This is a genomic window from Nocardia mikamii NBRC 108933 (genome assembly GCF_001613505.1).
Lineage (GTDB): Bacteria > Actinomycetota > Actinomycetes > Mycobacteriales > Mycobacteriaceae > Nocardia > Nocardia mikamii.
On record NZ_BDCM01000003.1, the window covers coordinates 580,702 to 606,478 of the forward strand.

Annotated in this window: 22 protein-coding genes; 9 read left to right on the forward strand and 13 right to left on the reverse strand. The window is 67.3% G+C overall.

Features of this window, described 5'->3' with window-relative positions:
* Positions 1–14 precede the first annotated feature (14 nt).
* Positions 15–590, reverse strand: coding sequence for a dihydrofolate reductase family protein (locus tag NMI01S_RS04260; protein WP_062994620.1), 576 nt, complete (start codon positions 588–590; stop codon positions 15–17).
* Between the two features lie 192 nt (positions 591–782).
* Between NMI01S_RS04260 and NMI01S_RS04265 the strand changes: the two genes are divergently transcribed.
* From NMI01S_RS04265 to NMI01S_RS04275, 3 genes are all read left to right on the forward strand, one after another.
* On the forward strand, positions 783–968 hold the full coding sequence (locus tag NMI01S_RS04265) for a DUF1918 domain-containing protein (RefSeq protein ID WP_036497343.1): 186 nt from the start codon (positions 783–785) through the stop codon (positions 966–968).
* A gap of 272 nt (positions 969–1,240) precedes the next feature.
* Positions 1,241–1,699, forward strand: coding sequence for an SRPBCC family protein (locus NMI01S_RS04270; RefSeq protein WP_062994621.1), 459 nt, complete (start codon positions 1,241–1,243; stop codon positions 1,697–1,699).
* 54 nt (positions 1,700–1,753) lie between these two features.
* Positions 1,754–2,959, forward strand: a complete 1,206-nt coding sequence (locus tag NMI01S_RS04275; RefSeq protein WP_062994622.1) for a low temperature requirement protein A — start codon at positions 1,754–1,756, stop codon at positions 2,957–2,959.
* A gap of 9 nt (positions 2,960–2,968) precedes the next feature.
* Here the strand turns inward: NMI01S_RS04275 and NMI01S_RS04280 are convergent, their stop codons facing one another.
* The 8 genes from NMI01S_RS04280 to leuA all read right to left on the reverse strand — a co-directional run bounded on the left by NMI01S_RS04280 (position 2,969) and on the right by leuA (position 14,378).
* Positions 2,969–3,796: a hypothetical protein gene (locus NMI01S_RS04280; RefSeq protein ID WP_062994623.1), complete on the reverse strand. Its 828-nt coding sequence runs from the start codon at positions 3,794–3,796 to the stop codon at positions 2,969–2,971.
* Between the two features lie 75 nt (positions 3,797–3,871).
* Positions 3,872–5,446: a GMC oxidoreductase gene (locus NMI01S_RS04285; RefSeq protein ID WP_245716691.1), complete on the reverse strand. Its 1,575-nt coding sequence runs from the start codon at positions 5,444–5,446 to the stop codon at positions 3,872–3,874.
* Positions 5,447–5,615: 169 nt separating this feature from the next.
* Positions 5,616–6,326, reverse strand: coding sequence for a type 1 glutamine amidotransferase (locus tag NMI01S_RS04290; RefSeq protein WP_062994625.1), 711 nt, complete (start codon positions 6,324–6,326; stop codon positions 5,616–5,618).
* On the reverse strand, positions 6,326–7,561 hold the full coding sequence (locus NMI01S_RS04295) for a Mur ligase family protein (RefSeq protein WP_062994804.1): 1,236 nt from the start codon (positions 7,559–7,561) through the stop codon (positions 6,326–6,328). Before NMI01S_RS04295 ends, NMI01S_RS04290 begins: the two co-directional genes overlap by 1 nt.
* Before the next feature lie 74 nt (positions 7,562–7,635).
* The gene (locus tag NMI01S_RS04300; RefSeq protein ID WP_062994805.1) at positions 7,636–8,253 is read right to left on the reverse strand and encodes a pyridoxamine 5'-phosphate oxidase family protein; all 618 of its coding nucleotides are present in this window, start codon (positions 8,251–8,253) and stop codon (positions 7,636–7,638) included.
* A 36-nt stretch (positions 8,254–8,289) separates the two neighbouring features.
* The gene (locus NMI01S_RS04305; RefSeq protein WP_245716692.1) at positions 8,290–9,963 is read right to left on the reverse strand and encodes a hydroxysqualene dehydroxylase; all 1,674 of its coding nucleotides are present in this window, start codon (positions 9,961–9,963) and stop codon (positions 8,290–8,292) included.
* A 210-nt stretch (positions 9,964–10,173) separates the two neighbouring features.
* A complete protein-coding gene (locus NMI01S_RS04310) occupies positions 10,174–12,309 on the reverse strand; it encodes a MinD/ParA family ATP-binding protein (RefSeq protein ID WP_084512273.1) in 2,136 nt (711 codons plus the stop codon).
* A gap of 242 nt (positions 12,310–12,551) precedes the next feature.
* Entirely contained in the window at positions 12,552–14,378 is a 1,827-nt protein-coding gene (gene leuA / locus NMI01S_RS04315) for a 2-isopropylmalate synthase (RefSeq protein WP_062994627.1), read from the reverse strand.
* A gap of 201 nt (positions 14,379–14,579) precedes the next feature.
* Here leuA and NMI01S_RS04320 point away from each other — a divergent pair, with 201 nt between their 5' ends.
* On the forward strand, positions 14,580–15,221 hold the full coding sequence (locus NMI01S_RS04320) for a hypothetical protein (protein WP_062994628.1): 642 nt from the start codon (positions 14,580–14,582) through the stop codon (positions 15,219–15,221).
* A gap of 35 nt (positions 15,222–15,256) precedes the next feature.
* Here NMI01S_RS04320 and recR read toward each other — a convergent pair whose 3' ends face one another.
* Together recR and NMI01S_RS04330 are read right to left on the reverse strand one after the other, a co-directional pair.
* Complete coding sequence (gene recR / locus NMI01S_RS04325; protein ID WP_062994629.1) at positions 15,257–15,865, reverse strand: recombination mediator RecR; 609 nt, start codon at positions 15,863–15,865, stop codon at positions 15,257–15,259.
* A gap of 21 nt (positions 15,866–15,886) precedes the next feature.
* A complete protein-coding gene (locus NMI01S_RS04330) occupies positions 15,887–16,225 on the reverse strand; it encodes a YbaB/EbfC family nucleoid-associated protein (RefSeq protein WP_083870525.1) in 339 nt (112 codons plus the stop codon).
* 147 nt (positions 16,226–16,372) lie between these two features.
* Here NMI01S_RS04330 and NMI01S_RS04335 point away from each other — a divergent pair, with 147 nt between their 5' ends.
* The 3 genes from NMI01S_RS04335 to NMI01S_RS04345 are packed head-to-tail and all read left to right on the forward strand — an operon-like array spanning position 16,373 to position 18,281.
* The gene (locus NMI01S_RS04335) at positions 16,373–17,005 is read left to right on the forward strand and encodes a hypothetical protein (RefSeq protein WP_157126024.1); all 633 of its coding nucleotides are present in this window, start codon (positions 16,373–16,375) and stop codon (positions 17,003–17,005) included.
* A 41-nt stretch (positions 17,006–17,046) separates the two neighbouring features.
* A complete protein-coding gene (locus NMI01S_RS04340) occupies positions 17,047–17,868 on the forward strand; it encodes a MerR family transcriptional regulator (protein ID WP_062994630.1) in 822 nt (273 codons plus the stop codon).
* A 59-nt stretch (positions 17,869–17,927) separates the two neighbouring features.
* Positions 17,928–18,281, forward strand: a complete 354-nt coding sequence (locus NMI01S_RS04345; protein ID WP_062994807.1) for a VOC family protein — start codon at positions 17,928–17,930, stop codon at positions 18,279–18,281.
* A gap of 72 nt (positions 18,282–18,353) precedes the next feature.
* Here the strand turns inward: NMI01S_RS04345 and NMI01S_RS04350 are convergent, their stop codons facing one another.
* Positions 18,354–18,788 carry an SRPBCC family protein gene (locus NMI01S_RS04350; protein ID WP_036497274.1) on the reverse strand — a complete coding sequence of 145 codons (435 nt, stop codon included), beginning with the start codon at positions 18,786–18,788 and terminating at the stop codon, positions 18,354–18,356.
* Positions 18,789–19,189: 401 nt separating this feature from the next.
* On the opposite strand from NMI01S_RS04350, the gene NMI01S_RS04355 reads away from it, so the two are divergent.
* Together NMI01S_RS04355 and NMI01S_RS04360 are read left to right on the forward strand one after the other, a co-directional pair.
* Positions 19,190–20,641 carry an FAD-binding oxidoreductase gene (locus NMI01S_RS04355; RefSeq protein WP_062994631.1) on the forward strand — a complete coding sequence of 484 codons (1,452 nt, stop codon included), beginning with the start codon at positions 19,190–19,192 and terminating at the stop codon, positions 20,639–20,641.
* Complete coding sequence (locus NMI01S_RS04360) at positions 20,638–21,957, forward strand: class I SAM-dependent methyltransferase (RefSeq protein WP_062994632.1); 1,320 nt, start codon at positions 20,638–20,640, stop codon at positions 21,955–21,957. The genes NMI01S_RS04355 and NMI01S_RS04360 overlap by 4 nt, the downstream gene beginning before the upstream one ends.
* Before the next feature lie 64 nt (positions 21,958–22,021).
* Here NMI01S_RS04360 and NMI01S_RS04365 read toward each other — a convergent pair whose 3' ends face one another.
* Positions 22,022–25,606, reverse strand: coding sequence for a serine/threonine-protein kinase (locus NMI01S_RS04365; RefSeq protein ID WP_062994633.1), 3,585 nt, complete (start codon positions 25,604–25,606; stop codon positions 22,022–22,024).
* Positions 25,607–25,777: the final 171 nt, after the last annotated feature.

Sequence of the window (25,777 nt, forward strand, 5' to 3'; positions counted from 1 at the left end):
CCCGGCCGGTGACGTCAGCCGCGCTGGAACCAGGTGATCTGCGCACCGTTGCCGAATTCGTGGCGCCGCACGGGCGTGAACGCGGTCGGCCGGAAGTTGCCGGTGAACGCGCTGACGCCGGCGCCCGCGACCACCGGATAACTCTTGATGATCAACGCGTCGATCTCGTCGATGAGCGCGCCGGCGAGTTGTCCGCCCCCGCACAACCAGATGTCCTTGCCGTCCTCCTGCTTCAGGCGACGCACCAGGGCCACCGGATCGCCCGGAACGAGCTCGACCTCCGGATCGTCGACGCGATCGAGCGTGGCCGAGACGATGTACTGCTTCAGATGGGGATAGGGGCTCGCGATGCCGGCCGACAGCGCGGGTTCGTAGGTACCGCGCCCCATGACGAGGGTGTCCCATTCCTTGTTGGGCTCGTCCACGGCCATCCCGACGTGCGGGCGGATGTGCGCGGGAATCGACTCCGGATAACGAACTTTGACGAACTCCACCATCTCCTCGGCCACGGGATAGAAGTCGTACTCCCCACCCGGCCCGGCGATATAGCCGTCGAGCGAGACACCGACGAAATAGACGAGCTTTCGCATACCGATACCACCTTGACCGTTGCACTCTAAATGTAGTGGTTGAAACGTAGTACTACAGATGCAGTGGTGTCAAGCGGGAATCGGGAGTCTCCGCGCGCCGATGCGGACGATTGCGACGAGGAGGCGATTCACGCGGCAAGGAACTGCGGCAGCGACTTGTGAGCAGTATCACATCGAACGATAATGGCGGGCATGCAGGCGCATGTAGGCGATCACATCCTCGTTCACAGCAATGCTGTGGGAATGCCCGAACGCACCGGCGAAATCATCGAGGCGCGCGGTAGCGACGGCGCCCCGCCTTACGTCGTACGGTTCGAGGACGGACACGAAAGTCTGGTCTTTCCGGGGCCCGACTGGGAGGTCCTCCACCACCGGTAGCTGTGCGGACGAGCAACGTCAAGCCCCCTTTCCCACCTGGGGGCAGTCCTCTTCGGGCAAGCGACCACTCGCCCGGCAATCGCCCGGCCACCAGCGAGGTGCACCGACGCCGGTCGCGCCGCCGACCCGCCCCGGCAGCGCGACCGCAAACTCGGCACGCCCGGCCGAACCGAATCAGACTGGTCGGTCTCTGTAACTCCAGGAACAGACCACACGGTTGACGACCGCGTGTGACGGCGGAGACAATCGGCCGAAGCAGTGGAGGGCAAGACATGCGCACGAAGACCGATCACCGATTCATCATCGATGTCGAACCCGATCAGGTTCAGGAAGCATTGCTGGCCGTCGAGCGGATTCCGGAATGGTCGCCCGCGCACCGCGATGTGCGCGTCGCGACCCGCGACGAATTCGACCGTCCCCGCCGCGTCTACGCCACGGTGACGACCCTCAACAACTCCGACCGTCAGGTCCTCGAGTACACCTGCACCCCGGAACGCATCTCCTGGGAAGTGGTGGAGAGCGCCGCCGGTGGCGGCGGCAAGGGCTGGTTCGACATCGAGGAGACCGACGAGGGCACCGAAGTCTGGTACCACTCCGAGGTGTATCTACCGATTCCCGTTCCCGGGCTGCTGCTCAAGCGCACGCTGTCGCGGGCCAACGACGAGGCGGTGCAGAACCTCATCGAGTACATCGAAAAATTTCCCTTCGGCGAGAACTACGAGGTCGGCTGACCGAGAGGTTCGCCGGCGCGGGCGCTGACGCCGGCTTCCTGCCACGATGTGCGAATGACCGGTGTCAGACGCACACGCATTCAAGCGGTCACCGAGGACGCCTCGGTAACCCAGCTGGAACTCTTCTTCGACCTCGTCCTGGTTTTCGCCTTCACCCAGGTGACCGATCTGGCCGCCCACGACGTCACCGCGCTCAACATGCTGCGGGCCCTGCTGGTCCTCGCGGTGATGTGGTGGGTCTGGATCGCCTACGCCTGGCTGGGCAATGTGGTGAAGGCCGACGAGGGGCTGGCCCGGGTGGCGATGTTCGCGGCCATGGGCGCGGGGCTCATCGTGGCCGAGGTGATTCCCGAGGCGTTCCACGACATGCCGGGCGGCTGGTACGGACCGCTCGTGTTCGCCATCGGATATCTCGTGATCCGGCTGGTCCACCTGGGGATGTTCTGGCTGGCCAGTACCGAGGACCGGCAATTGCGCGGGCAGGTCGGCCGCTGGGCGGGCGGCTCGATCACCATCGGCACCACACTGCTGATCGTGGCGGCCGTCGAACACGGCACGGTACAGATCGTGCTGTGGATCGCGGCCATCGCCGGCGATATGGTCTGGACCTTCTTCGCCGGTAACGACTGGCGCGTGAATTCGGCCTCGCACTTCGCCGAGCGGCACGGTCTGATCGTGATCGTCGCGCTGGGTGAATCGATCGTCTCCATCGGCGTGGGCGTCGCCGGGCTGCCGATCTCGTGGCCGATCACCGTGGGATCGCTGCTGGCACTGGCGGTTTCGGGCCTGCTGTGGTGGGCCTACTTCGACGTCGCCGCGACCGTCGTGGAACGCGCGATGACCGAGACCTCGGGTTCGCGCCGGATCCGGATCGCGCGCAATTGCTACACCTTTTTGCACTTCCCGATGGTGGCCGGCATCGTCGCGCTGTCGCTCGGATTGAAGAAGACGCTGAACTATCTCGGTGGCGCGGCCGGCCATACCCTGCACGATCGGCTGCACGGCATCCCCCTGTTCGCGCTCTACGGCGGCGTGGTGCTGTACCTGCTGGCACTGGTCTGGTTCCGGCACTACGCGACCCGGGTGGTGCTGTGGCCGCGCCTGGTGACCGCGGCGGTGCTGATCGCTCTGGTTCCGCTCGCCGGACAGCTGCCGGCGATGGCCGCACTGGGGCTGTTGTGTGCCGTGCTCACCGTGCTGATCGTCTGGGAGACAGTGCGTTACGCGCAGCCACGCGACGCGGTGCGGCACGCGCACTGACCGAAGGGACTAGCGCGGTGCGCGATCGGGCGAAATACGCTGCTGGAGTTTGTGATCCACCGCCTCCGGCGCGTGCCCGCCCTCGCGCACCGCGTCCCGCATCTGATCGATGTTCTCGCGCAACACATCTCCGACCAGTTCGTCGGTGCGCGGATCGGCCAGCACCTGGAAGATGATCCGGAAACTGGTGTCGGCGATACCGCGGATGATCTCCTCGTGGAACGGCAGGTAGCGCACCCGCCCGACCGCCGGATCCTTCTTGATCAGCTCGAGGATCATGGCGTCGAGTTCGGCGCGATTCTCCTCCAGCGCCGCGGCGATATTGTGGGTGTACCGGCCGCGGCGCAGCACATCGGCGACCTCCTCCAGCACGGCCATGGTGACCGGGCGCCGGACCGCGTCGACGATCACGCCGACCGAGCGGTTCACCACCGCGGCGGTGACCCGATCGCCGAATGCCCGGTCGGCGACGCGGGCCAGCCGGACCAGGATCACGATGATGCGCAGCAACCGGAAGCCCCGGAAGAACGGGCTGGTCACCGGGATCATGCCCAGGACCTCGTACCAGTAGACGAACGGGAAGGTCCACGACCAATCCGCCCGCCGCCAGCGCCAGAGGAATTCGAGGGCGAACACCGCGCAGATCGAGATGTCGACCACCACGATCACGTGATACGTGTGCTGGGGCACCGTGAAGAATGTGGTCCAGGTGACCAGACCCACCGAAACCACGGCGAGCGCCAGCATCAGCAGGTCGGTCCACAGCGCCGGCGGCTTGCGCGGATACTCCTCGGGCAACGATCCAGCCGGGTACTGCGCCACAACGGTCCCTTCCACATCGAACGGGTACCTGCCGAGAGTAGCGGCACCGGCGACGCCGGGAAGCCGCCCCGGGGCCCGGGGCGGCGGGAATCAGCGCCCGGCGCGGATGATCGCCTCGACGTTGCGTTCGGCCAGCGCGGTGATCGTCAGCGACGGGTTGGCCGCGCCCGTGCTGCCCGGAATCGCCGCGCCGTCGACCACGTACAGCCCGGGACAGCCGTTGACCCGGCCGTAGTTGTCGGTGGCCCGGCCCAGTACCGCACCGCCGAGGGGATGCGCGGTGAACGGGGCATTGGCGTCGTAGCCCAGCGCCTGATAGTCGAACAGCGCGCCCGACCGCTCGGCGATACGCTGGTCGACCGCGCGGCAGGCGGCCACGACCCGATCCTGAGCCGCACGCGGCCAGCTCAGGGCGGCGGTATTGCGCGCGGCGTCGTAGGTGATGCGCGTGCGGGTCGGATCGATCACCAGCCCGAGTGAGGCCAATGCGCCGGTCTCCACCGGAATTCCGGGGATGTACCAGCTCTCCAACGTCAACGGCATGCCGGATTCGTCGAAGATCCGGCTGGCACTCGGCACACCCTGCCCCAGCCCCGAGAGCCGGCTCTCACCGCGAGCCAGCGCGACGTCGCCGTTGGTGCCCCAGCCGTCGCCGACATGTTCGTCGAGGTTGGGCAGCGTGCCGGTGGCGCGGGCACGGACCAGCAGTTCGGTGGTGCCGATGGATCCCGCGCCGAGAAACAGCTTGTCGCAGGTCAGAGTCCTGACGCTGAGGACCGCGCCGGTCGGGTCGATTTTGGAGACCCGTACGACGTAGCGGTCACCGTCGCGGCCGATGCTGTCCACCCGATGCCCCGCATACACCGACGAGCGGCCCGTGGCATGCGCGTACTTCAGATAGTTCTGGTTGAGGTCGAACTTCGCACCGTTCGAGTTGCCGAGATTGCTGCGGGCCGCGGTGGCCGACGCGCGCGTGGCACCGGCCAATTCGGCGCGCACCGTATCCCATTTGAAGATGGACTCGCTGGGCCGCGGCTCGTATCCGGCCGCGCGCACCTGATCGTCCCACATCCGGGAATGGGCGAACGGAGCCGAATTGTAGATATCGGCCGGCATGACCGACAGGCCGAGCATCTGCCGCACGCGCGGATAGTAGATGCGCTCCAATTCGGTGTAATCGACTGTGCCACCGAAGATCTCGTCGAAATGCCGGCGCTCCGGAGCGATCATGCACCCGGAGAAGATCACCGACCCGCCGCCCACGGCCGCGGCCCGCCACACATCGATCCCGTCGAATTCGGTGACATCGAGGACACCGCCGAAATCGGCGAAATGCATGGCGACCTTGGTGACGCCGGTGAAACTGGTGCGATGCCAGAAGCCGCGCCCGTCGGGCAGATCGTCACCGGTGAAGATCTCTCGCCACGGATCGTTCGGCCAGCGCGACCCGCGCTCCAGCACCGTGTTCGCGATCCCCGCCTCGGCCAGTCGCAATGCCGCGACGGCGGCGCCGAATCCGGAGCCGATCACGATCGCCTCGGTATGCTCCGGCGGATCCGCGAGCGGTACGAAGATCTCCGACACCCAGTTGCGGAACATTCCGTTCCAGGCCGGATCGGCGGCGGCTGTTCCGGTCTCGCGCAACGCGCCCGTGGCACCCAGCAAAACCGCAGCACCGGCCGCCTGTAGAAAGGCACGTCTCCGCACCGGCCACCTCCCTCATCACGCATGGCCGCGCGCGAGACTACCGCCGAACTTCCTATCTCTCAACAGGATCGGCGTCGACGACCGCGCTGTTACATGCGCGATCGCTATATCACGTAGTGGAGGGGATTCAGGCGCGCAGGCGTTCGCGGCGCAGCCGGTCGACCTCGGGCAGGTCGAGCGGTTCCAGTTCGCGACCGCCGAGGGCGCGCGTGAGCAGGTAATCGGCCAGTTCGGGGTTGCGGGCCAGTGCCGGGCCGTGCATGTAGGTGCCGATCACCGAGCCCTGCACCACCCCCTCGATGCCGTCGCCGACACCGTTGCCGACGCCCTTGGTGACCCGGCCCAGTCCGGTCGCGTCCGCGCCGAGAGTCGTTCCGCCCCGGTGATTTTCGAAGCCGGTGAGCGGCTGGGTCAGGCCGGCCGGCAGCGGCGTGGTGGCGACCTCTCCGATGGACCGGATCCGCTGCGGAGCGGTGGTCACGTCGAACAGGCCGACACCGTCCACCCGCTCCCCCGCCGAGGTTTCGTACCAATTGCCCAGCACCTGGATCGCAGCGCAGATGGCAAGTACCGGAACGCCTTTCGCGGCCGCACGCTGCAGACCCGGATAGCGCTGCAGATGCCTGGTCGCCAAGCGCTGCGCCGAGTCCTCGGCGCCGCCGAGGGTGTAGATGTCCAGCGTCTCCGGCACCGCGTCCTCGAGCGTGATCTCCACGATCTCGGCATCGATACCGCGCATGCGCAGCCGCTGCCGCAGGACCAGCGCATTGCCGCCGTCACCGTAGGTGCCCATCACATCGGGCAGCACCAGCCCGATCCGTACCGTCGATTCAGCCATCAGTGGTTTCCGTCCAGATCGCGATTCAAATCCCGGAAGGCGGTGTAGTTGGCGAGCACCTCGACCCGCCCGGGCGGACAGGATGCGATGGCACGCAACGGATTCGGCACCGTCGTGTGCTCGACACCGGCGTAGGTCAGCCGCACGCCCAGGTCGGTGGCGCGCTCGCCCGCGGCGACCACCTGGGTGCCCTCGAAGTGCTCGAAGCGCACATCCCACAGCCAGGACAGATCCTCGCCGTCGGGCACCTGGCCGTTGACCGCGATCACCAAACCCGTCGCGTCGGGGTCGATCATGGACAGCGCCTCCTGCCACCCGGCCGGATTCTTGGCCAGCAGCAGGCGCGCGGAATGCTCACCCACCTGCACGGTGCGGTAGCGGCCGGCGATCTCGCGAACGGTTCCGGCGGCCTGCGCCGCGGTTTCCGCACGGCCGCCCAGCGCGACCGCGGCGGCCACCGCCTGCGCGGCGTTGCCGCGATTGGCGCGCCCCGGAAGCGCAAGGTGCAGCGGCAGTTTCAGTCCGTCGGGCCCGCACAGATACTCGGCGTCGACCCACCACTGCGGATCGGGCCGATGGAAGTCGGCACCGGTGCTGCGCCAGTGGTTGCCCTCCCAGACGATCGGCTCGCCGCTGCGGGGGCAGCTGGTGGCGTCGACCGCCCAGCCGCTGCCCGCCGACACCCACACCACATGGGGATGGTCGTAGGCGATCGAGGAGATCAGCACGTCGTCACAGTTGGCGATCAGCACGGTGTCGGGATGGCGGGCCATACCCTCGCGCAGCTTGCGCTCGATCATGTTGATCTCGCCGACCCGGTCGAGCTGATCACGGCTCAGATTCAGCAGCACCACCGCGGCCGGATTCAGCGCATCGGCCACGTGCGGCAGATGCAGTTCGTCGACCTCGATGGCGGCCAGCGGCGCGGCGCGGTCGACACTGAGCGCGGCGACGATTCCGGCATCCATATTCGCCCCGTCGGCCTGCGTCACGACGTGGCCCAGTTCGGCCAGCGCGGCCGCGGTCATCCGGGTCGTCGTCGACTTGCCGTTGGTACCGGTGACCAGCACCGTCCGCCGGTCACGGCCCAGCTGGGTCATGATGTCCGGGGCGATCTGCAGGGCGATCAGCCCGCCGATCATCGACCCCTTACCGCGTCCGGCCTTCTGTGAGGCCCACGACGCCGCTGCCGCCGCCCGCAGCGCCAGCCGTCCGCGCACCGAGATGTCTGCCACCACGCGAGTGTATTGGTGGGCAGACACCCGTGCGCGACCGGCCGATGTGATCTGCGACCGGCGTCGGGAGGCGGTCAGTAGAGCATGCGCCGGTAGTTCTCCGGTGAGTAGTAGTCACACAGCTCCTCCAGCGATTCGGTGGTGTTGCGCTGCACCTGCTTCACCAGGACCGCATGGCTGGGCAGCGGATCCTCCGGCCAGCGTTCGGGCCGCCACAACTCGCTGCGCAGCAACGCCTTGGCGCAGTGGTAGAAGATCTGCTCGATCGCCACCTCGATGGCGAGGATCGGCCGGTGCCCCTTGACCACCATGTCGTCGAAGTAGGGCGCGTCGCGCAGCAGCCGCGCCCGGCCGTTGATCCGCAGCGTCTCGTTGCGCCCGGGAATGAGGAAGAGCACGCCGACATGCGGATTGGACAGGATGTTGAAGTATCCGTCGCCCCGCCGATTGCCCGGCCGCTCCGGAACGGCCAGGGTGTGGTCGTCGATCACGTGCACGAATCCGGCCGGATCGCCCTTCGGCGAGGCATCGCAACGACCGTCGGCGTCGCTGGTGGCCAGGACGGCGAACGGCGCGGTCGCGATCCACTCCCGATCGAGCGGATGCAGGCGCGTCCGTTCCTTCGTCGCGGCGCGCGGCGCCGGCTCACCGAGCAGTTCCCGAAGTTCGGCGGCGCTGGTGATCTCGCTCATCACCCCATTGAACGCGCGAGATACGCCGCCCGCCACCTACATCGGGACGTCGAACATATTCGGCTGTCCGGCGGCGTAGCGCGCGCTGTCGGCCTGGCGCAGCGGCTCCAGCTGCGGCGCCCGATACAGCTCGAACAACCGGCAGCGGGTGGCGTTCGAACCCGAGACGTCCAGCAGCGCGTTCACCGCGGTGCGAGCCGCCTCGCAGGCTCCTTCCATCGTCGCGAGATCGATATTCGTGCGGACGTAATCGCCTGCGAGGAAAAGGTTTTCCAGATCACCGTGCGCGTTCGGGCGCGCCGCCCACGAACCCGCGGTGTTGATCAGCAGCGGATCGACGTTGGTATTGCGGTTCCGCGCGGCATCCCAGCTCACCCCGGTGTCCAGGAACCACGACACCAGATCCGAATCATCCAGCGCGGCACGGCCTTCCAGATGCTTCTGCAACTGCGCCCAGACCTCGCGGGCGATTTCGTCGTGGGTGCATTCGATCGCCGGCTTGCCGTACAGAATGCCGGGGGTATTCCAGTCCGAGATGTCGACCGACAGACAATCCCGGACCGTACCGTCCCCGGATTCGGAAAGCCTTGTGCGCGACCAGAACTGATTCTGCGCGATGGAGGTGAGCGACCACGGGGAGTCGACGTAGGCGGTATGGCCGCGCGCGATCTGGGTAGGACGGCGCAGATAGAACTGTATTCCGCTCATCCAGTTCACGACCAGGCCGTTCATGGCCGCCAATTCCGGCTGCACGGCCAGAATTTCCGGCGTCCACAGTGTGCGCGCGACCTCGACCGGCACCGCCAGCACGAAAAAGTCGGCGTCGACCGCCCGCTCGCCGCCGCCGACAGCCACCCGGGCGCCCGAGATGCGCCGATCGCGCACGTCCAGCCCGCGCAGTTCGGCGGTGTCGAAACGCACCCCCAAGCCGCGCAGATGGGCCACCCACGGGTCGATCCAGGCCTCGTTGGTCGGACCGTTCAGCAGCCGGTCCAGTGGTCCGTCGTTACCGGTCTCCAGCGGATTACCGAGGAACTGCTCACCCATGGAACCGATGGTCCGGGTGCTGGCGTGATCGTCCTTGGCCGCCACCAGCAGTGTGGTGAGGGTGCGCGACATCAACATGCGGAATTCCTGGGAGCGACCGCGGGCGCCCACGAAATCGCGCCAGGCGAGTTTCTCCCACTCGCCGAAACGGCGATCATCGCAACTGGTGTTGAAAACCAGCAGCCGATTGGCGAAATACGCCGCATCGGTCATCGGCATCTTCATCGAGGTGGAGATCACCGAGGCGACGGTCTGGCGGAAATCGTCGGGGGTGGCCCACGGTTTTCCGGCGCGCCCCATCGGCACGATGGTGTCGTCGGCGCCGGCGCGGGAGAAACGCGCCTCGGCGGCCGGGACCAGATTGTCCCAGACACCGTTGGCATTGCCCGCGAACGGAATTCGCCGCATGGTGTCGGGAATGTGATGATAGAAACCGGGGAAGAATCGGAAACCGTGTTCGCCCGGCAGATCGGCACGGCCGCCGCGACCGCTGTCCGGCACCGGAATGCTGCGCGCCTTACCGCCCAGCGCCCGGCGTTCGTAGACCGTGACGTCGAATCCGCGTTCGGCCAATTCGTGCGCCGCAGTCAGTCCGGCGACGCCGCCACCGAAAATCGCGACCCGCCGACCGGGATCGGCATTCGCACGACTCGGGCGCATCATGGCGCCCGCGGTTATCACACCCGCGCCGGCCGCCCCGCGAAGTACCGTCCTTCGCGAGACGGCCCCGTATTTTTCTGCCATCTATCGGGACCTCCACACCGCGGGTAACTGTATGCGGTGCGGCCGGGCCTCGTATCGATTGGGGTAACAATTCGGCCGGGCAGCAATTCGGCGGGGAGGAAATCCTCGCAAACCGGTGCCCGGCGCGAATCAGTAGCCCTGCGGGCCCGGATAGTGCCCCTGCGGACCCGGGTACTGGGTCTGCGGACCCGGGAACGGCGGCTGCGGGACGTGATATCCGAAATCGTCGGCGACCATGGCCGCCAATTCCAGCAGCGCCCGCCGGGTCGGCTTGCCGACCAGTTCCAGATCGATCTCCGCGCCCTCGGCGAGATGATCGTCGAACGGCACCACCTGCACCGCGCGGGTGCGGTCGAGGAACAGTTTGCGCAGCTGGTCCAGGTCGACGGTCGAGGCGCCGCGGCGGGAGGCGTTGACCACCACCACGGTCCGCTCCACCAGCTTGCTGTAGCCGTGGTGCTCCAGCCAGTCCAGCGTCGCCGAGGCACTGCGCGCGCCGTCGATGGCCGGGGAGGTGACCAGGATCAGCGAACTCGCCATATCCAGCACACCGGCCATCGCCGAATGCATCAGTCCGGTACCGCAGTCGGTGAGAATGATGTTGTAGAACTGCTGCAGGATGCCGATCGCGCGCCGGTAATCGGCCTCGCTGAAAGCCTCCGAAACGGCCGGATCCTGTTCGCTGGCAAGCACTTCCAGCCGGCTCGGCGCCTGCGAGGTGTGGGCCCGCACATCCGAGTAGCGGCCGATGTGCTGATCCTCGAGCAGATTGCGGACCGTCGAGCGGGTCTGACGCGGCACCCGGTGGGCCAGGGTCCCGAGGTCGGGATTGGCGTCGATGGCGATGACGCGATCACCGCGCAGCGAAGCGAAGGTCGAGCCCAAACCGACTGTGGTCGTGGTCTTTCCGACGCCGCCCTTGAGCGACAGGATCGCGATCCGGTAGTCACCGCGCACCGGCTGATTCACCCGATCCACCAGTTCGCGGTAGATCACATCGGCCGACGATTCGCCCGGATTGATGGCGCCACCGGTCACCTTGTGCACGGCCCGGCGCCAGCCGCTGCGCGGTGAACGCCGCGCCCGCTTGAGCAGATTCAGGTCGTTGACCGAATTGCCCGGCTGCACCGGCTGGGTCATGTGCTGCGGCTGGAACGTCGACTGCGGCGGCTGCTGCTGATACGCCTGCGGCAGTTGCTGTTGCGGTCCGGGACCGCCCTGCCAGCCGCCCTGCTGCTGCGGTTGATACTGCTGGGGCTGCTGCGGCGGAGTCGACGGCAGCGGCGGCGGCGCCCAGCTGAAGATCGGTCCGCCCGCATCGGCGTCCCCACCCTGCTGCTCGGGACCGGGCGGCGGCCCCTGCCGCTCGTCGAAGACCCGGCGGACCATACCGTCGGCGCCGATCTCCTGGCGGATCTCACCGTACGGCGTTTCCTGGCGAACCTCGCCGTACCCGGGTCCCGGCTCACCGGCACCGGGCCGGAAGCCGCCCTGCTCACCGGGATTGCCCTGCGCGGCGAAACCACCCGGATCGCCCGGATTGCCGTGCGGCGCGAATCCACCCGGCTCCCCGGGGTTTCCGGGCGGCGCAAAACCACCCTGCTCACCGGGAGGCGCGAAACCGCCTTGCTCACCCGGGAATCCCCCCGGCGCGAAACCACCCGGGTCGCCGGGGTTTCCGGGCGGCGCGAAATTGCCCGCTTCGCCGGGGAAGGCGGCCGGTGCGAAGCCACCCGGGTCGCCGGGGTGTCCCGGCGGCGGGAAGCCACCCTGATCGGCGGGGCCGCCGGGCGGCGCGAAACCGCCCTGCTCACCGGGGAATCCATTGGGCGCGAAACCGTCCGGGCCGGGACCACCCGCCCACGGCGGCGGGAACCCGCTCGGATCTCCCGGCGGGGCGAACGGACCGGCATGGTCGTTCATCGGGAAACCCGGCGGCGCGAAACCCTGATTCGGCGGATACGGATTCGCTCCCGGCGGCGCGAACGGGCCCGGTGCGAATCCCCCCTGTTCGGGCGGGGCGAAGCCATCGGGTCCGAACTGCGGACCGGGTGCGAACGTGGTCTGCTCGATACCGTCGGGCACCGGCGGAATGATCCCGGACGCCGCGTGTTCGAACTCCGCGGATTCGTCGGCGGGTGCGCCGTTCGGTTCGGCTTCGGACGTCACGCTCGCCGTCCCGTCGGATGCCGTTGTGTCCGCGTCGGATTCGTCCTGCGACGGCAGCGAGGTCGGATTGTCCTGGTCGGCAGCTGTATCGCCCATTCCCTGCCCCTGCAACCAAGGCGGTGAAGTGGAGTTGTCGTTAGTCGTCACGTTTCCCCCATCTGCTCGACAGAGTTCGAGCAGAGAGCTCGCGGCCAATGCGCCACAACGCTAGCACGCTGGCCGAATACGAGTCCCCCGGTGAACAGGGGCCGCACCCCGTACCGGACGGGTTGCCGCAGAACACCGCCCACCACCTTCCCGGCGGTGGGCGGTCCCTGCTGTCGAGCGGGGTGTGCGGATCAGCGAGTGCGCTGTGCGCGGTTCACCGCGGAGACGACCGCGCGCAGCGAGGCGGTGGTGATGGAGGTCGCGATGCCGACACCCCAGGTCACCTTGTCCCCGATCGCGCATTCGACGTAGGCGGCGGCCTGTGCGTCGTCACCGGAGGACATCGCGTGCTCGGAGTAGTCCAGCACGCGCACGTCGTAGCCGATGGTCGCCAGCGCGTCGACGAACGAGGCCAGCGGGCCGTTGCCGGAACCGACGATCTCCTGTTCGGCTCCGTCCACCTTCACCACCGCGGTGATGGTGTCGGTGCCGGAATCGGTTTCGGCGGCCGTCATCTTCTGCCGGATGCGCTCCAGCGGCAGCACGGGGTTCAGATACTCCTCGGCGAAGACGTCCCACATCTCCTTGGGCGTGACCTCGCCACCCTCGCCGTCGGTGATCTTCTGAATCGCCTGCGAGAACTCGATCTGCAACCGCCGCGGCAACACCAGCCCGTGGTCGGTCTTCATGATGTAGGCGACGCCGCCCTTGCCGGACTGCGAGTTCACCCGGATCACGGCCTCGTAGGTGCGGCCCACATCCTTGGGATCGATCGGCAGGTACGGAACCTCCCAGACGATGTCGTCGATATCGGAATCGGAGGCGTCTGCCGTGTCTTTCATGGCATCCAGGCCCTTGTTGATCGCGTCCTGGTGGCTGCCGGAGAAGGCGGTGTAGACCAGATCGCCACCGTAGGGGTGGCGCTCGTGCACCGGCAGCTGGTTGCAGTATTCGACCGTGCGGCGGATCTCGTCGATATCGGAGAAGTCGATCTGCGGATCCACACCGCGGGAGAACAGGTTCATCCCCAAGGTGACCAGGCAGACGTTTCCGGTCCGCTCACCGTTGCCGAACAGGCAGCCCTCGATGCGGTCGGCGCCGGCCTGATAGCCCAGTTCGGCGGCCGCGACCGCGGTGCCGCGGTCATTGTGCGGGTGCAGCGACAGCACGATCGAATCGCGGCGGGCCAGGTTGCGGCTCATCCACTCGATCGAATCGGCGTACACGTTCGGCGTCGCCATCTCGACCGTCGCCGGCAGGTTGATGATCAGCGGCTTGTCCGGGGTCGGCGCGATGATCTCCGAGACCGCGTCGCACACCTCGCGGGCGTAGTCCAGTTCGGTGCCGGTGTAGGACTCCGGGCTGTATTCGTAGCGCCAGTTGGTGTCCGGGTAGCGCTGCTCGATCTCCAGGCACAACGTCGCGGCGTCGGTCGCGATCTTCTTCACCGCGTCGCGGTCGGCGCGGAACACCACGCGACGCTGCAGGATCGAGGTGGAGTTGTAGAAATGGACGATCACGTTGGCGGCGCCCTGGCAGGCCTCGAAGGTGCGCTCGATCAGCTCGGGGCGGCACTGGGTCAGCACCTGGATGCTGACGTCGTCCGGAATCGCACCGTCCTCGATGATCTCGCGGACGAAATCGAAGTCGGTCTGGCTGGCCGAGGGGAAGCCGACCTCGATCTCCTTGTATCCCATCCGCACCAGCAGGTCGAACATGCGGCGCTTGCGGGCCGGGCTCATCGGGTCGATCAGGGCCTGGTTGCCGTCGCGCAGGTCGACCGCGCACCAGCCGGGAGCCCGGTCCACGACCTTGTCCGGCCACGTGCGGTCGAACGGAATGGGCGCGGCGTCGAATGCCGGGCTGCCGCCCGGGACCTCCTCGGCGAAGGGCCGGTACCGGAAGGTCGGCATCGAGGAGTTCTTCTGCTGATTCCACGCGGGCTGATCGGCGGGCGCGGGTTTGGACGGCGCGGTGATGGTGCGCGTGCCGGATACGAAGGCGTCAGCGGGTGACATGGCGTTTCTCCGAGGGTGTGGGTGGGTGTCCCAAGTATTGGGGTCGACCGGCACAGCTGAACCCCGCGACGGGAGCCGGTCCGATTCAGACCCCGTCGCGGCGGCCGAGGAGGAGTGCCCGCTGCATGATGTCGGCCAGTTTACAGGTCGGTCCGCGGCCGGGAAAAGGACCCTCGCCACACCCCCACGTAGCCTGGCCGGATGAGTTACGACCACGTGCTGCTCCCCGCGGGCATCGCCACCTCGCCCGATGCGGTGGAAACCTACCTGGCCGCACAGCAGGGACGGCCGCAGACCGACACCGTGGCGGCGATCGCGGCCGAGGTGAACCGGCGCAACGACGCGCTGCCGGAGGAGGAGGCGTTCCTCAGTGTCGCCACCGGCGGCGACGGCACCGGCGGCGCGCTGTACGTCGCCGCCCGCTACGACGCCATCGGCCACGTGCGCAACCTGCTGTTCGAACTCGCGACCCCGCGTGACTACGCGCTCTACGATCCGCAGCTGAACTGGCTGATCGATCCCACCGGTCGCGTCGACGTCACCGTCACCCACGGCGGTGCGGGCGAATTCCCTTACCTCACCGAGCAACTCGCGCACCGGTGGATCACCGAACTCGGGGAACCGAATCCGTATCTGATCGTGGAACGCGCCGACCACGTCTACATCCAGACCTATCGCGACGAGCCCGGCCTGTACACGCTGGAGTATCGCGACGGCGGCCCCGACCGGCATTTCGCGGTGCAGCTGGAGGACGGCGACCAGGTGGCCGCACTCGTCTGGGACTGGACCGCCGGGAATCGCGGCCGCCTGGACGCGCTCGACTGGGAGGCAGTGACCTTCTGACCTGACGGACGTTCCGATCGCCGCCTCCCGCGACGTCAGAGCGTTCGCCGTCCCGACAGGGCACGGCCCAGGGTCAGTTCGTCGGCGAATTCCAGGTCGCCGCCCATCGGCAGACCGGAGGCGAGCCGGGTGACCGACAGGCCCGGGAAATCCCGCAGCATCCGCACCAGGTAGGTGGCCGTCGCCTCGCCCTCGGTATTGGGATCGGTGGCGATGATCACCTCGGTGACATCGATACCGTCCTCCTGATTTCCGATGCGCGCCAACAACTCTCGAATGCGCAGCTGATCCGGGCCGACCCCCGAGAGCGGGTCCAGCGCCCCGCCGAGCACGTGGTAGCGGCCGCGGAATTCGCGGGTGCGCTCGATGGCCTGGACGTCCTTGGGTTCCTCGACGACGCAGATCATGGTCCGGTCCCGGCGGGGGTCGGCGCAGATGCGGCACAACTCTCCGTCGGAGACGGTGCCGCAGACCGCGCAGAACCGCACACCGTCGCGCACCTTCTGCAGCGCCGACTGCAGCCGATCGATCTCCGGCGGCTCGACCGACAGCAGATGGAAGGCGATGCGCTGCGCGCTCTTCGGACCGACGCCGGGCAGTTTCCCCAGTTCGTCGATCAGATCCTGGACCGGACCCTCATACACGGATTCGTCCTATCGGGCCGCTCAGAACGGCAGGCCGGGCACGGAACCGCCGCCCATGCCGCCGGCGAGCGGGCCCAGTTTCTCGGCGGCCAGCTGCTGCGCGTTGGCCATCGCGTTGTTGACCGCCCCGACGATCAGATCCTGCAGCGTCTCCACGTCTTCGGGATCGACCACCTTCGGATCGATCTGCAGCGACTGCACCTCGCCGCTGGCCTTGATCGTCACCCGCACCAGACCGCCGCCGGCCTCACCCGTCACATCGGTGGCGGCGATTTCGGCCTGCGCGGCCATCACCGCCTGCTGCATCTGCTGCGCCTGCGCGAGCAGGGCCTGCATATCGAGCTGTCCACCAGGCTCCACGGTGATGTCCTCTCTGCGGGATGCGGATGTGCACCAGCGTAGTCACGTTTGGGTAGCGGTTGGCATCGGCCCAGGCGGGCCGATCTACCATCTGATGCGGAGTCGGGGACGGACACAGGGTCGGGAACCATCCGGTGGAGGCCGGCCATGTATCGCAATCGAGACGAGCGCACATTGTTCGCACCGGCACGTCCGGTAGCGGAGACGAATCGGCGACCGCGCGTCCGGCAACGGTCGGCCTTGGCCGCGGTTGTCGTCGCCGCGGTGCTGGGCATCGCCCCCGCCGTGCAGGCGCCCACCGCCGCGGCGGATCAGGACTACGGCGGCGGATGTGTGCTCTACGCCGACAATCCCGCCGCGACGGTCGACGCACTGCACGACCACTGTTCGGTCGAGCAGCAATATGCGATATTCCGCGCGGCCCCGCGCGGCGATGTCCCGACCGGCGTCACCGACGGCTGGGTGACCAGTCCGCCCGTGATGGAGACGGTCGCGCCCCCGTTGTGGATCGGCAAGACCTTCTATACCGGTCCCGACGGCGGTAGTCTCACCAACCGCATCACCGCGGCCGGTATCGAGGGATTCCCCGCCAACGTCTATGCCGGCCCTTCTCGCATCGACGGCCAACCGGCCTGGCTGCTGGACTACGCACCCTCGATCACGCCACAGATCCTCGACGAGATTCGCCAGATCACCCCCGGCGTCTGGTTCGGTTACTCCTGGTGGCGTGGGTATTTCCAGACCACTTCGTTGCTGACGTTCGCCCTCACCGAGCAATAGGGCTTGACTCTCCCATTGCTGGAGGGTGTTCCCTCGTCCTCATGCCCGCGACAGTCTCCATCGGCGAGTTCTCCCGCCTCACCTGTCTCAGTGTGAAAACGCTGCGGTACTACCACGAGATCGAGTTGCTCGAGCCGGTGTCGGTCGATCCCGGCTCGGGGTATCGGCGGTATTCGACCGCGCAGGTGGAACAGGCGCACCTGATCCGCCGCCTGCGCGATCTGGATATGCCGATGCCGCAGATCCGCGCGGTCCTCGCGGCGCCGGACCGAGCCACCCGCGATGCCGCACTGGCCGCACATCTGGAGCGGATGGAAGCGGAGTTGCTGCGGACGCGTGATGTGGTGGCCTCGCTGCGGGCGCTGCTGTCCCCCGGTGCGCCGATCGACGTGCGGTACCGCCTGGTTCCGGAGTTCGCCGCCTTGGCGATTCGCGCACTGGTGTCGCGGGCGGAGATCGGGGGGTGGTGCGGGGCGGTCTTCCCCCGCCTGTACGACGTGCTCGCGATGGCGGGTGTGGCCCCGGCCGGCCCGAGCGGGGCGACGTATTCGGCGGACTTCTTCGAGAACGAGATCGGGGAGGTGGTGGCGTTCGTTCCGCTGGCAGCGGATCCGGGCGCCGCCTTCGACCGGCACCGGGAGGTCGCGGTGCGGCGATTTCCGCAGCGCCGCTTCGCGATTGCGGTCCACGCCGGGCCGTTCACCGACTTCGACCGCACCTATGGCGCGCTGGGTTCGCATGTGGCCGAACACGATACCGCGCTGGCGGAGCCGATCCGCGAGATCTACGTGGTCGGCCCGCAGGACTGCGCGGCCCCGTCCGCGCAGCGCACCGACGTCTGCTGGCCGATCGCACCGGCGTGATCGGCCGACTGCGATCTGCCGGGCATTTTCACGAATTTCTCACCAAGAGAGGACATTTCATGTCGATCAATCTGGCCGCCGTCACCTTCGACTGCCGCGACGCCGCCGCCTTGGCGAACTTCTACGCACAGTTGCTGGAGCGTCCGGTGGACGCGGACGCCAACGAGTATTTCGCCTCGATCGGCCGCGGTGACGACCGCGGCCCGGGGCTGATGTTCATCCAGGTTCCCGACAAGACCCCGGGCAAGAACGTGGTCCACCTCGATCTGAGCGCACCGGACTGGCGCGCTCAGATCGAGCGGGCGGTCTCGCTGGGCGCGAAACACATCGGCGACTTCGAGGAATACGGCGTGCAGTGGGTCACCCTCACCGACCCCGAGGGCAACCTGTTCGACATCGCCCACCAGCACTGACCCGCTCCGGGAAGGTGCAGGCAAGCACTCCCCGGGTCGGCGGATCACCCGCCGGAGCGAAGCGGAGGCAGACTAACTCAGCTCGCGCTTCAGGTTTTCCAGAACCTCGGCCTGGATCTTCTTCAGGCCGAGCGGGGCGAAGATGCCCTCGAAGAAGCCGGGGACTCCGCCCGCACCCTTCCAGCTGGTGCGGACCGTCACCTGCGAACCCTCACCCGAAGGGGTGACGGTCCAGGTGGTGACCAGCGTGGAATTCGAATCCCGCTCGGTCACCATCGAATCGGAGACCGAGACGACCGCGTGGACGTTGCGGGAGCGCTTCTGCGTCGCCTGCAGCGTCCATTCGGCGACGGTTCCGGCGCCCTTTCCGCCTTCGAGCACCTTGTAGTCGTGGTAGTGCGAAGACAGGATGCGGGGGCGCACATCCTGATAGTCCGCGATCGCTTCCAGCGCACGCTGCGGTTCCGCAGCGACGACGGTCGAGCTGGATGCACTGACCTGTCCCACAATGAGCTCCTAGTCGATCCGGGGTCGTTCGGGTTTGTTCGGGCCGTTCTGCGGGGCCATGCTACGCCGCGTCCGGTGCAGTTCCGGACCGGCAGACGCGGTTTCGCTCGGCCCGCGGCTACGCCCGGGGGGGATGAGGTGTCGAGCGTCCCTATCGACCCCGATCCGGAACGCTCGTTCCGGGACGGGCGACGAATTTCGACGGGTTCGCCACAAGCCCCGAGACGGGACACAGCCGCACGATTCCGCTCGGAAACATGTCCGCGAGCTGGGCGGATGACCCATAAGCGCGGGCCCGGCCCGTGATCGAACGCAATGCAACATATGCGTGAAGAATCGCGCCCATAGGTACCCTCGCGGTGGCCGGGGGAAACCAGGAGAGATAGCGTCAGGGGGTGGCAGTGAGTCTGTTGGGGAAGGCCGGCCGCGCGCCGGCCGCACGCGAATCAGGTTTTGCCGCGCACCGAGAAGGTGTCGAGCGTCTGCTCGCCAGCTATCGTGCGATTCCTTCGGATGCCAACGTGCGGTTGGCGAAAAAGACGTCGAACCTGTTTCGCGCCCGGGCGAAGAACCCCGCACCCGGACTGGATGTTTCGGGGCTGAACCGGGTGATCGCGGTCGATCCCCAGGCGAAAACCGCGGATGTGGCCGGTATGACGACCTACGAGGATCTGGTCGCCGCCACCCTGCCGTACGGTCTGGCGCCCTTCGTGGTTCCGCAGTTGAAGACGATCACGCTGGGTGGCGCGGTCACCGGCCTGGGAATCGAATCGACGTCGTTCCGCAACGGTTTGCCGCACGAATCCGTCCTCGAGATCGACGTGCTGACCGGTGCGGGCGAGATCATCACCGCCACCCCGGACGGCGAATACGCCGATCTGTTCCGCGGTTTCCCGAATTCCTATGGCACGCTCGGCTATTCGACTCGCCTGAAGATCGAACTGGAATCGGTGCAGCCGTATGTGGCACTGCGCCATGTACGTTTCCACGATCTGGGCGAACTCGAAACCGTGATGGCACAGATCGTCACCGACCGCAGCTACGGCGGCGAGCGGGTCGACTATCTCGACGGCGCGGTATTCACCGCCGAGGAGAGCTATCTCGTCCTGGGTCGCCAGACCGACGAGCCCGGCCCGGTCAGCGACTACACCGGGATGGATATCTACTACCAGTCCCTGCGGCACGACAGCGCCGAGCCCAAGCGCGACCGGCTGACCATCCACGACTATCTGTGGCGCTGGGACACCGACTGGTTCTGGTGCTCACGGGCATTCGGCACCCAGAACCCGAAGATCCGCCGGTTCTGGCCGAAGCAGTACCGCCGCTCGAGCTTCTATTGGAAGCTGATCGCACTCGATCACAAATACAACATCGGCGACAAGCTCCAGGCACGCAAGGGAAATCCGCCGCAGGAGCGCGTGGTACAGGACATCGAGGTGCCGATCGAGCGCACCGCCGATTTCCTGCACTGGTTCCTGCGCGAAATTCCGATCGAACCGCTGTGGCTGTGCCCGCTCAGGCTGCGCGACAGTGCGGAAGTACCGGGCAAACCCGAGGATCCGTCGCGTCCGTGGCCGCTGTATCCGCTGGAACCGGATCGCACCTACGTCAATGTCGGTTTCTGGTCGGCGGTGCCCGAACAGCCCGGGCAGATCGAGGGTGCGGCCAATCGCGCGATCGAGGACGAGGTCGCCCGCCTGGACGGGCACAAGTCCCTCTACTCGGATTCCTACTACGCAGAAGACGATTTCGCGCGCCTCTACGGAGGCGATCACTACGCGAATCTGAAGAAACGATACGACCCCGATCATCGTTTGCTGGATTTGTATTCGAAGGCGGTGCAACGCAAGTGACGACATTCAAGGATTCCCAGCTGCCCCCGTTCTCGGAGCTGGGAACGAAACTCAGCATTGCCGACATCTTCGAGACGCTCGTCGACGGCGGCGTCCCGATCCGGTTCTCCGCCTACGACGGCAGCAGCACCGGACCCGACGATTCGAAGTTCAGCCTCGAGATCACGACGCCGCGGGGTATCAACTACATCGCCACAGCACCGGGCGATCTCGGCATGGCGCGGGCCTACATCTCCGGCGATATGGCGGTCGACGGCGTCCACCCGGGCGACCCGTACGACATCCTCAAGGCGATGACCGACCTGAAGTTCCGGCGGCCCTCGGCGCTGGCACTGGTCACCATCGCGCGCTCGCTGGGCTGGGACGCTCTCAAGCCGATCGCGCCGCCGCCGCAGGAGACGCTGCCGCGCTGGCGGCGCATCGCGCTCGAGGGGCTGCGGCATTCGAAGAACCGCGACGCCGAGGTGATCCACCATCACTACGACGTGTCCAACCGGTTCTACGAACTGGTGCTCGGCCCGTCGATGACCTACACCTGCGCCTGCTACGCCGACGAGAACCAGACCCTCGAAGAGGCCCAGGAGAACAAGTACCGCCTGGTGTTCGAGAAACTGCGGCTGAAAGAAGGCGATCGACTTCTCGATATCGGCTGCGGCTGGGGTGGCATGGTCCGCTACGCGGCCCGGCGCGGCGTCAAGGTCATCGGCGCCACCCTGTCCAAGGAACAGGCCGAATGGGCGCAGGCCAAGATCGTCGAGGAGGGTCTGCAGGACCTTGCCGAGGTCCGCCACAGCGACTACCGCGATATCGCCGAATCCGGTTTCGACGCGCTGTCCTCGATCGGCCTCACCGAGCACATCGGGGTGCAGAACTACCCGAGCTATTTCGGCTTCATCAAGAGCAAGCTGCGCGACGGCGGCCTGTTCCTGAACCACTGCATCACCCGCCCCGACAACACCCGCACGACCAAGGCCGGCGACTTCATCGACCGTTACGTCTTCCCGGACGGTGAGCTGATCGGTTCCGGGCGCATCATCTCCGATATCCAGAACATCGGGCTCGAGGTGGTGCACGAGGAGAATCTGCGCCCGCACTACGCGCTGACCCTGCACGAATGGTGCAAGAACCTGGTCGCGAACTGGGACGAGTGCGTCGCGGAGGTCGGTGAGGGCACGGCCAAGGTGTGGGGCCTGTACATGGCCGGCTCCCAGCTGGGCTTCGAGCGCAACGTGGTGCAGCTGCACCAGGTGCTCGGGATGAAGCTCGGGAACGAGCAGACCTGGGACGTGCCGCTGCGTCCCTGGTGGAACGCCTGATTCGGCACGAAACGTGGTGCCGGCGGGCCGGATTCGTGGTGACGAATCCGGCCCGCCGGCGTTCTCAGTGCAGCAGTGCGTTCAGGAACGGCCGCGGAATATCGAACGATCCGGTGCCCTCACCGGCGAGCAGCATGTCGTCACGCAGTGAATGCAGCAGATAGCTCAATTCCGGGCCGGCGTCGAGAAGTGGTCTGGTCCAGCCCAATCGGGCACAGCGGTCCAGCGCCGGCAGCAGTGAGGTGATCGCCTCGCCGTTCCATCCGGCGACCGACAGGCATTCGACCAGCAGTAGCGCGGCATCCAATTCCGCTCGGGGACGGTTCTGTTCGACCATCCGGCCGTAGAGCGCGCGCGCCCGTTTCACCGCCGATTCGAGGCCCTCGGCCTCCGCGTTCGCCCCGTCCAGACCGCGATAGTGCCGCGCCAGCAGCACCCGCACGGCGGCGACCTCCTCCGCCTCGGTGGTGAGGGCGACGGTGCCCGCAGACTGGCGCAGCACCGGTGCCGGCGGCTCCGGCCCGGCGGGTGGCTCGACCAGCCCCAACCGCAGCCGTTCCGCCCGGATGTGGGCGGCCATGCGCGGGAGTTTGCGCTCGGCGGCCATCCGCGCGCCGTCGTCGAGCCGGGCGCGGGCGGTCTCGGTATCGCCGAGCACCGCCTTGACCCGCGCACCCACGACGAAGGTGGTGATCATGAAATCCACCGCACCGATCCGCGCCGGCAACCGATGGCTCTGCTCGAGCAGCCGATCGGCCGCCTCCAAGTCGCCGCGCCGATAGGTCAGCTCCCCCAGCAGCGCCGCGGCCACCCGCACCGCGTGCGAGCGCGGGCCCGAGCGCTCCCGCCCGATCTGCCATGCCTTCTCGTAACACCGAGTGGCGGTGTCGATATCGAGCTGTTCATAGGCGACCGCACCGGTGTTGAGCAGTCCCAGCACCACACCGAGCGGATCCTTGGACCTGCTGTGATAGGGCGCGGCCCAATCCTGAATGGCCAGCGCGCCGTCGAAATCGAAGTCGCACAAGCGCACGAACGACACCAGATTCGCGGCTGTGGAGACCGTCCACGGCGGGAGTTCGTCGGGCTCCTCCAGACACGGCAGCACCTTCTCGAGCACACCGTCGGTACGGTCGCGGGCCACCAGGTCGGCGGCCGACAACACCGCGGCTTCACACCGCTGGCGGGTGGCATCGGCATCCGAGGGTGAGCTGCGGGCGAGCATATTCGACAGGCGTCCGAGCGCGGTGCGGGCCGCTCCGGACTGCTGCAGGTTGATATTGGCCCGCGCCAGCGTCATCAACAGCTTCGACCGCGAAGTCACCTGCTGCACAGGTAGTTTGGACACGGTGCCGAGCAGGGTCGCCAGGCGGGAGGTGTCGATCAGATCCATCCCGCCGTTCTCGACCAGATCCACCGCCATCTTCAGGTCGGTGGCGGCCAGGGCATGGTCCACCGACTTGCGCAGTTGCTGATGTTCGGCGTACCAGCGAGACGCCTTGCGGTGCAACGACTTCAACTTGCCGGGATGCACTCGTTCGAGCCGGGCACGCAACTGCTCGGCGAACAGCGGCTGGATCCGGAACCAGCCCGGATCGTGTTCGACGCGGGTGACGAACAGTTCGCGCTGTTGCGCCTGCTCCAGCAGTTGCTCGGCATCCGGTTCGCCGCTGAGCGCCGCGGCCAGCCCGCCGTTGAGTTTCTCCGCGACCGAGATCGACATGAGGAATTCGAGCATGCGCGGTTCGAGCCCCGCCAGCACGTTCTCGGCCAGATACTCCCGGATGGCCTGGTTTCCGCCCGACAGATGGGCGATCAGCCGCGCCGGATCCACCGGAGCGCCCGTCGTTGCCCCGCGCAGCGACAAGCTGACCAGCTGGATCGCCGCCGGCCATCCGTCGGTGGCGGCGTGGATCTGCTCGACCTGTTCATCGGTGAGCGGAAACTTGTTGCGCTCCAACAAGATCTGCCGCGTCTCGGCGAGCGTGAGCCGCAGTTCGTGACTGCCGATCTCGACCAGCTCGTCGCACACCCGCATCCGGCTCAGCGGCAGACCGGCCTGCTCGCGGGTGGTGATCACGAAGCGCAGATGGTGACATCCGTTCTCCAGCAACGCATCCATCACCCGGTGCGCGCCTTCGTCGGTGACCCGATCCCAGTTCTCCACCACCACCACGACGACCTGCCCGCCGCTGTGGACCTCGTCGATCAGCGTGGAGATCGCATAGGGCACCGCCTCCGCGGGGCGTTCCTCGAGCACCTCCGCCAAACCGGAACCGATATCCGGCGCCACGCGCCGGATCGCCTGGATCAGATGGGCCAGCAGCCACACCTCGTTGTCGTCGTCGTGATCGATCCCGATCCACGCCACCGCGATGCCGTCGGCGGCGAGTTCGGTGCGCCACTGTGCGGCGATCGTACTTTTTCCGAAGCCCGCCGGACCGTGGATCACGGCCAAGCGGCGGCGGCCACCCGTGCGCAGGATATCGAGCAGCCGGGGCCGGGCAATCGGCTCGCGGGCCGGGGTCGGCGGACGGAATTTCGTTGCGGCCGTAGGCGGTAGCGTCGCAGGCTGGGCGAGGCCGGACGGCCCCGGCGTGCGCAGCGCGGGCAGGCCGAGGACAGCGCGGCTGCGGCGCGAGGTGATCGGATAAGCCGTCGTTGCGGGTTCGGCCGTGCGGCCGTCGGTGGTTTCGCCGTCGAGCAGAGCCATCTCGTCGGCCGTCTCCCCGTGCGCGATCTGCACGGCCCGCATGTCCTGCCCGAACTCCAGGGCCGAGGCCGGGCGATCGGCCGGATCCTGAGCCATCGCCGATTCGATCACGCCCGCCACATCGGCCGGAATGTCCTGTTCCCGCAGGTCGGGAACCGGCTGGGTGGTGATCCGCAGGAATTGGGCGACCACCCGCTCACCGGAGCGGCGTTCGAAGGCGGCGTGCCCGGTCAGCAGCGCGAACAGCGTGGCGCCCAAACCGTACACATCGGACCGCACGGTCGGTTCCTCACCTTTGAGCACCTCGGGCGCGGTGAAGGCCGGCGATCCGGTGATCATGCTGGTCGAGGTCTGAAAACCACCCGGAATGCGCGCGATGCCGAAATCGGTCAACTGCGGTTCACCGTAGCGGCTCAGCAGCACGTTCGCCGGTTTCACATCGCGATGCAGCACGTGCACGCGATGCGCGCTCTCGATCGCGCCCGCGAGTTTCACGCCCACCCGCAGCGAATCCGACCAGCTCAGCGGGCCGTGATCGCGAATCAGCTGTTCCAGCGAGCCGTGCGCGGCGAACGGCATGACGAGGAACGGCAGGCCACTGGGCGTGACGTCGACCTGCAGGACGTCGACGATATTCGGATGGCCCGACAGCCGGCCCATGGCATGTTCCTCGCGCAGGAACCGCTCCCGGCTCTCCTCGTCGATCTCCGAGGACAGCACCTTCACCGCCACCACGCGATCCAGCGCCCGCTGCGCACAGCGATAGACCACCCCGAAACCGCCGCGCCCGATCTCCTGGGCATCGAACAGTCCCATCGCCTCGAGTTCGTCGGCGATGCGAATCGGTTGGTAGCGCTGGGTATTCGCCCCCGCGGCTACCCCCGAGTCCGCCGCGGGGTCGTCCGTGCTGGGGCCCTTGCCCGTTTGTGGGTTCATCTGGCCACCTCGAACGTTCCGCCCTCATTCCAACGTAGCGCGGTCCGTGCGCATCCGGGCGCAGTTCCGGTCGCTTCGAGTCGCGACCGTTTCCGTCGGCCGCGCCCATGCGGGTGAGGGCGACGAGACAGCAAACGGCCCGGATCACGCGGGAACGTGATCCGGGCCGTC

Excerpts from the sequence above, each read along its gene's own strand:
- NMI01S_RS04335 (WP_157126024.1), top strand. The coding sequence starts at position 16,373 with ATGTATCGCAATCGAGACGAGCGCACATTGTTCGCACCGGCACGTCCG.
- leuA (WP_062994627.1), bottom strand. The coding sequence starts at position 14,378 with ATGTCACCCGCTGACGCCTTCGTATCCGGCACGCGCACCATCACCGCG.
- NMI01S_RS04300 (WP_062994805.1), bottom strand. The coding sequence starts at position 8,253 with ATGAGCGAGATCACCAGCGCCGCCGAACTTCGGGAACTGCTCGGTGAG.
- NMI01S_RS04265 (WP_036497343.1), top strand. The coding sequence starts at position 783 with ATGCAGGCGCATGTAGGCGATCACATCCTCGTTCACAGCAATGCTGTG.
- NMI01S_RS04275 (WP_062994622.1), top strand. The coding sequence starts at position 1,754 with ATGACCGGTGTCAGACGCACACGCATTCAAGCGGTCACCGAGGACGCC.
- NMI01S_RS04270 (WP_062994621.1), top strand. The coding sequence starts at position 1,241 with ATGCGCACGAAGACCGATCACCGATTCATCATCGATGTCGAACCCGAT.
- NMI01S_RS04365 (WP_062994633.1), bottom strand. The coding sequence starts at position 25,606 with ATGAACCCACAAACGGGCAAGGGCCCCAGCACGGACGACCCCGCGGCG.
- NMI01S_RS04340 (WP_062994630.1), top strand. The coding sequence starts at position 17,047 with ATGCCCGCGACAGTCTCCATCGGCGAGTTCTCCCGCCTCACCTGTCTC.
- NMI01S_RS04305 (WP_245716692.1), bottom strand. The coding sequence starts at position 9,963 with ATGATGCGCCCGAGTCGTGCGAATGCCGATCCCGGTCGGCGGGTCGCG.
- NMI01S_RS04310 (WP_084512273.1), bottom strand. The coding sequence starts at position 12,309 with ATGGGCGATACAGCTGCCGACCAGGACAATCCGACCTCGCTGCCGTCG.
- NMI01S_RS04345 (WP_062994807.1), top strand. The coding sequence starts at position 17,928 with ATGTCGATCAATCTGGCCGCCGTCACCTTCGACTGCCGCGACGCCGCC.
- NMI01S_RS04260 (WP_062994620.1), bottom strand. The coding sequence starts at position 590 with ATGCGAAAGCTCGTCTATTTCGTCGGTGTCTCGCTCGACGGCTATATC.
- NMI01S_RS04290 (WP_062994625.1), bottom strand. The coding sequence starts at position 6,326 with ATGGCTGAATCGACGGTACGGATCGGGCTGGTGCTGCCCGATGTGATG.
- NMI01S_RS04320 (WP_062994628.1), top strand. The coding sequence starts at position 14,580 with ATGAGTTACGACCACGTGCTGCTCCCCGCGGGCATCGCCACCTCGCCC.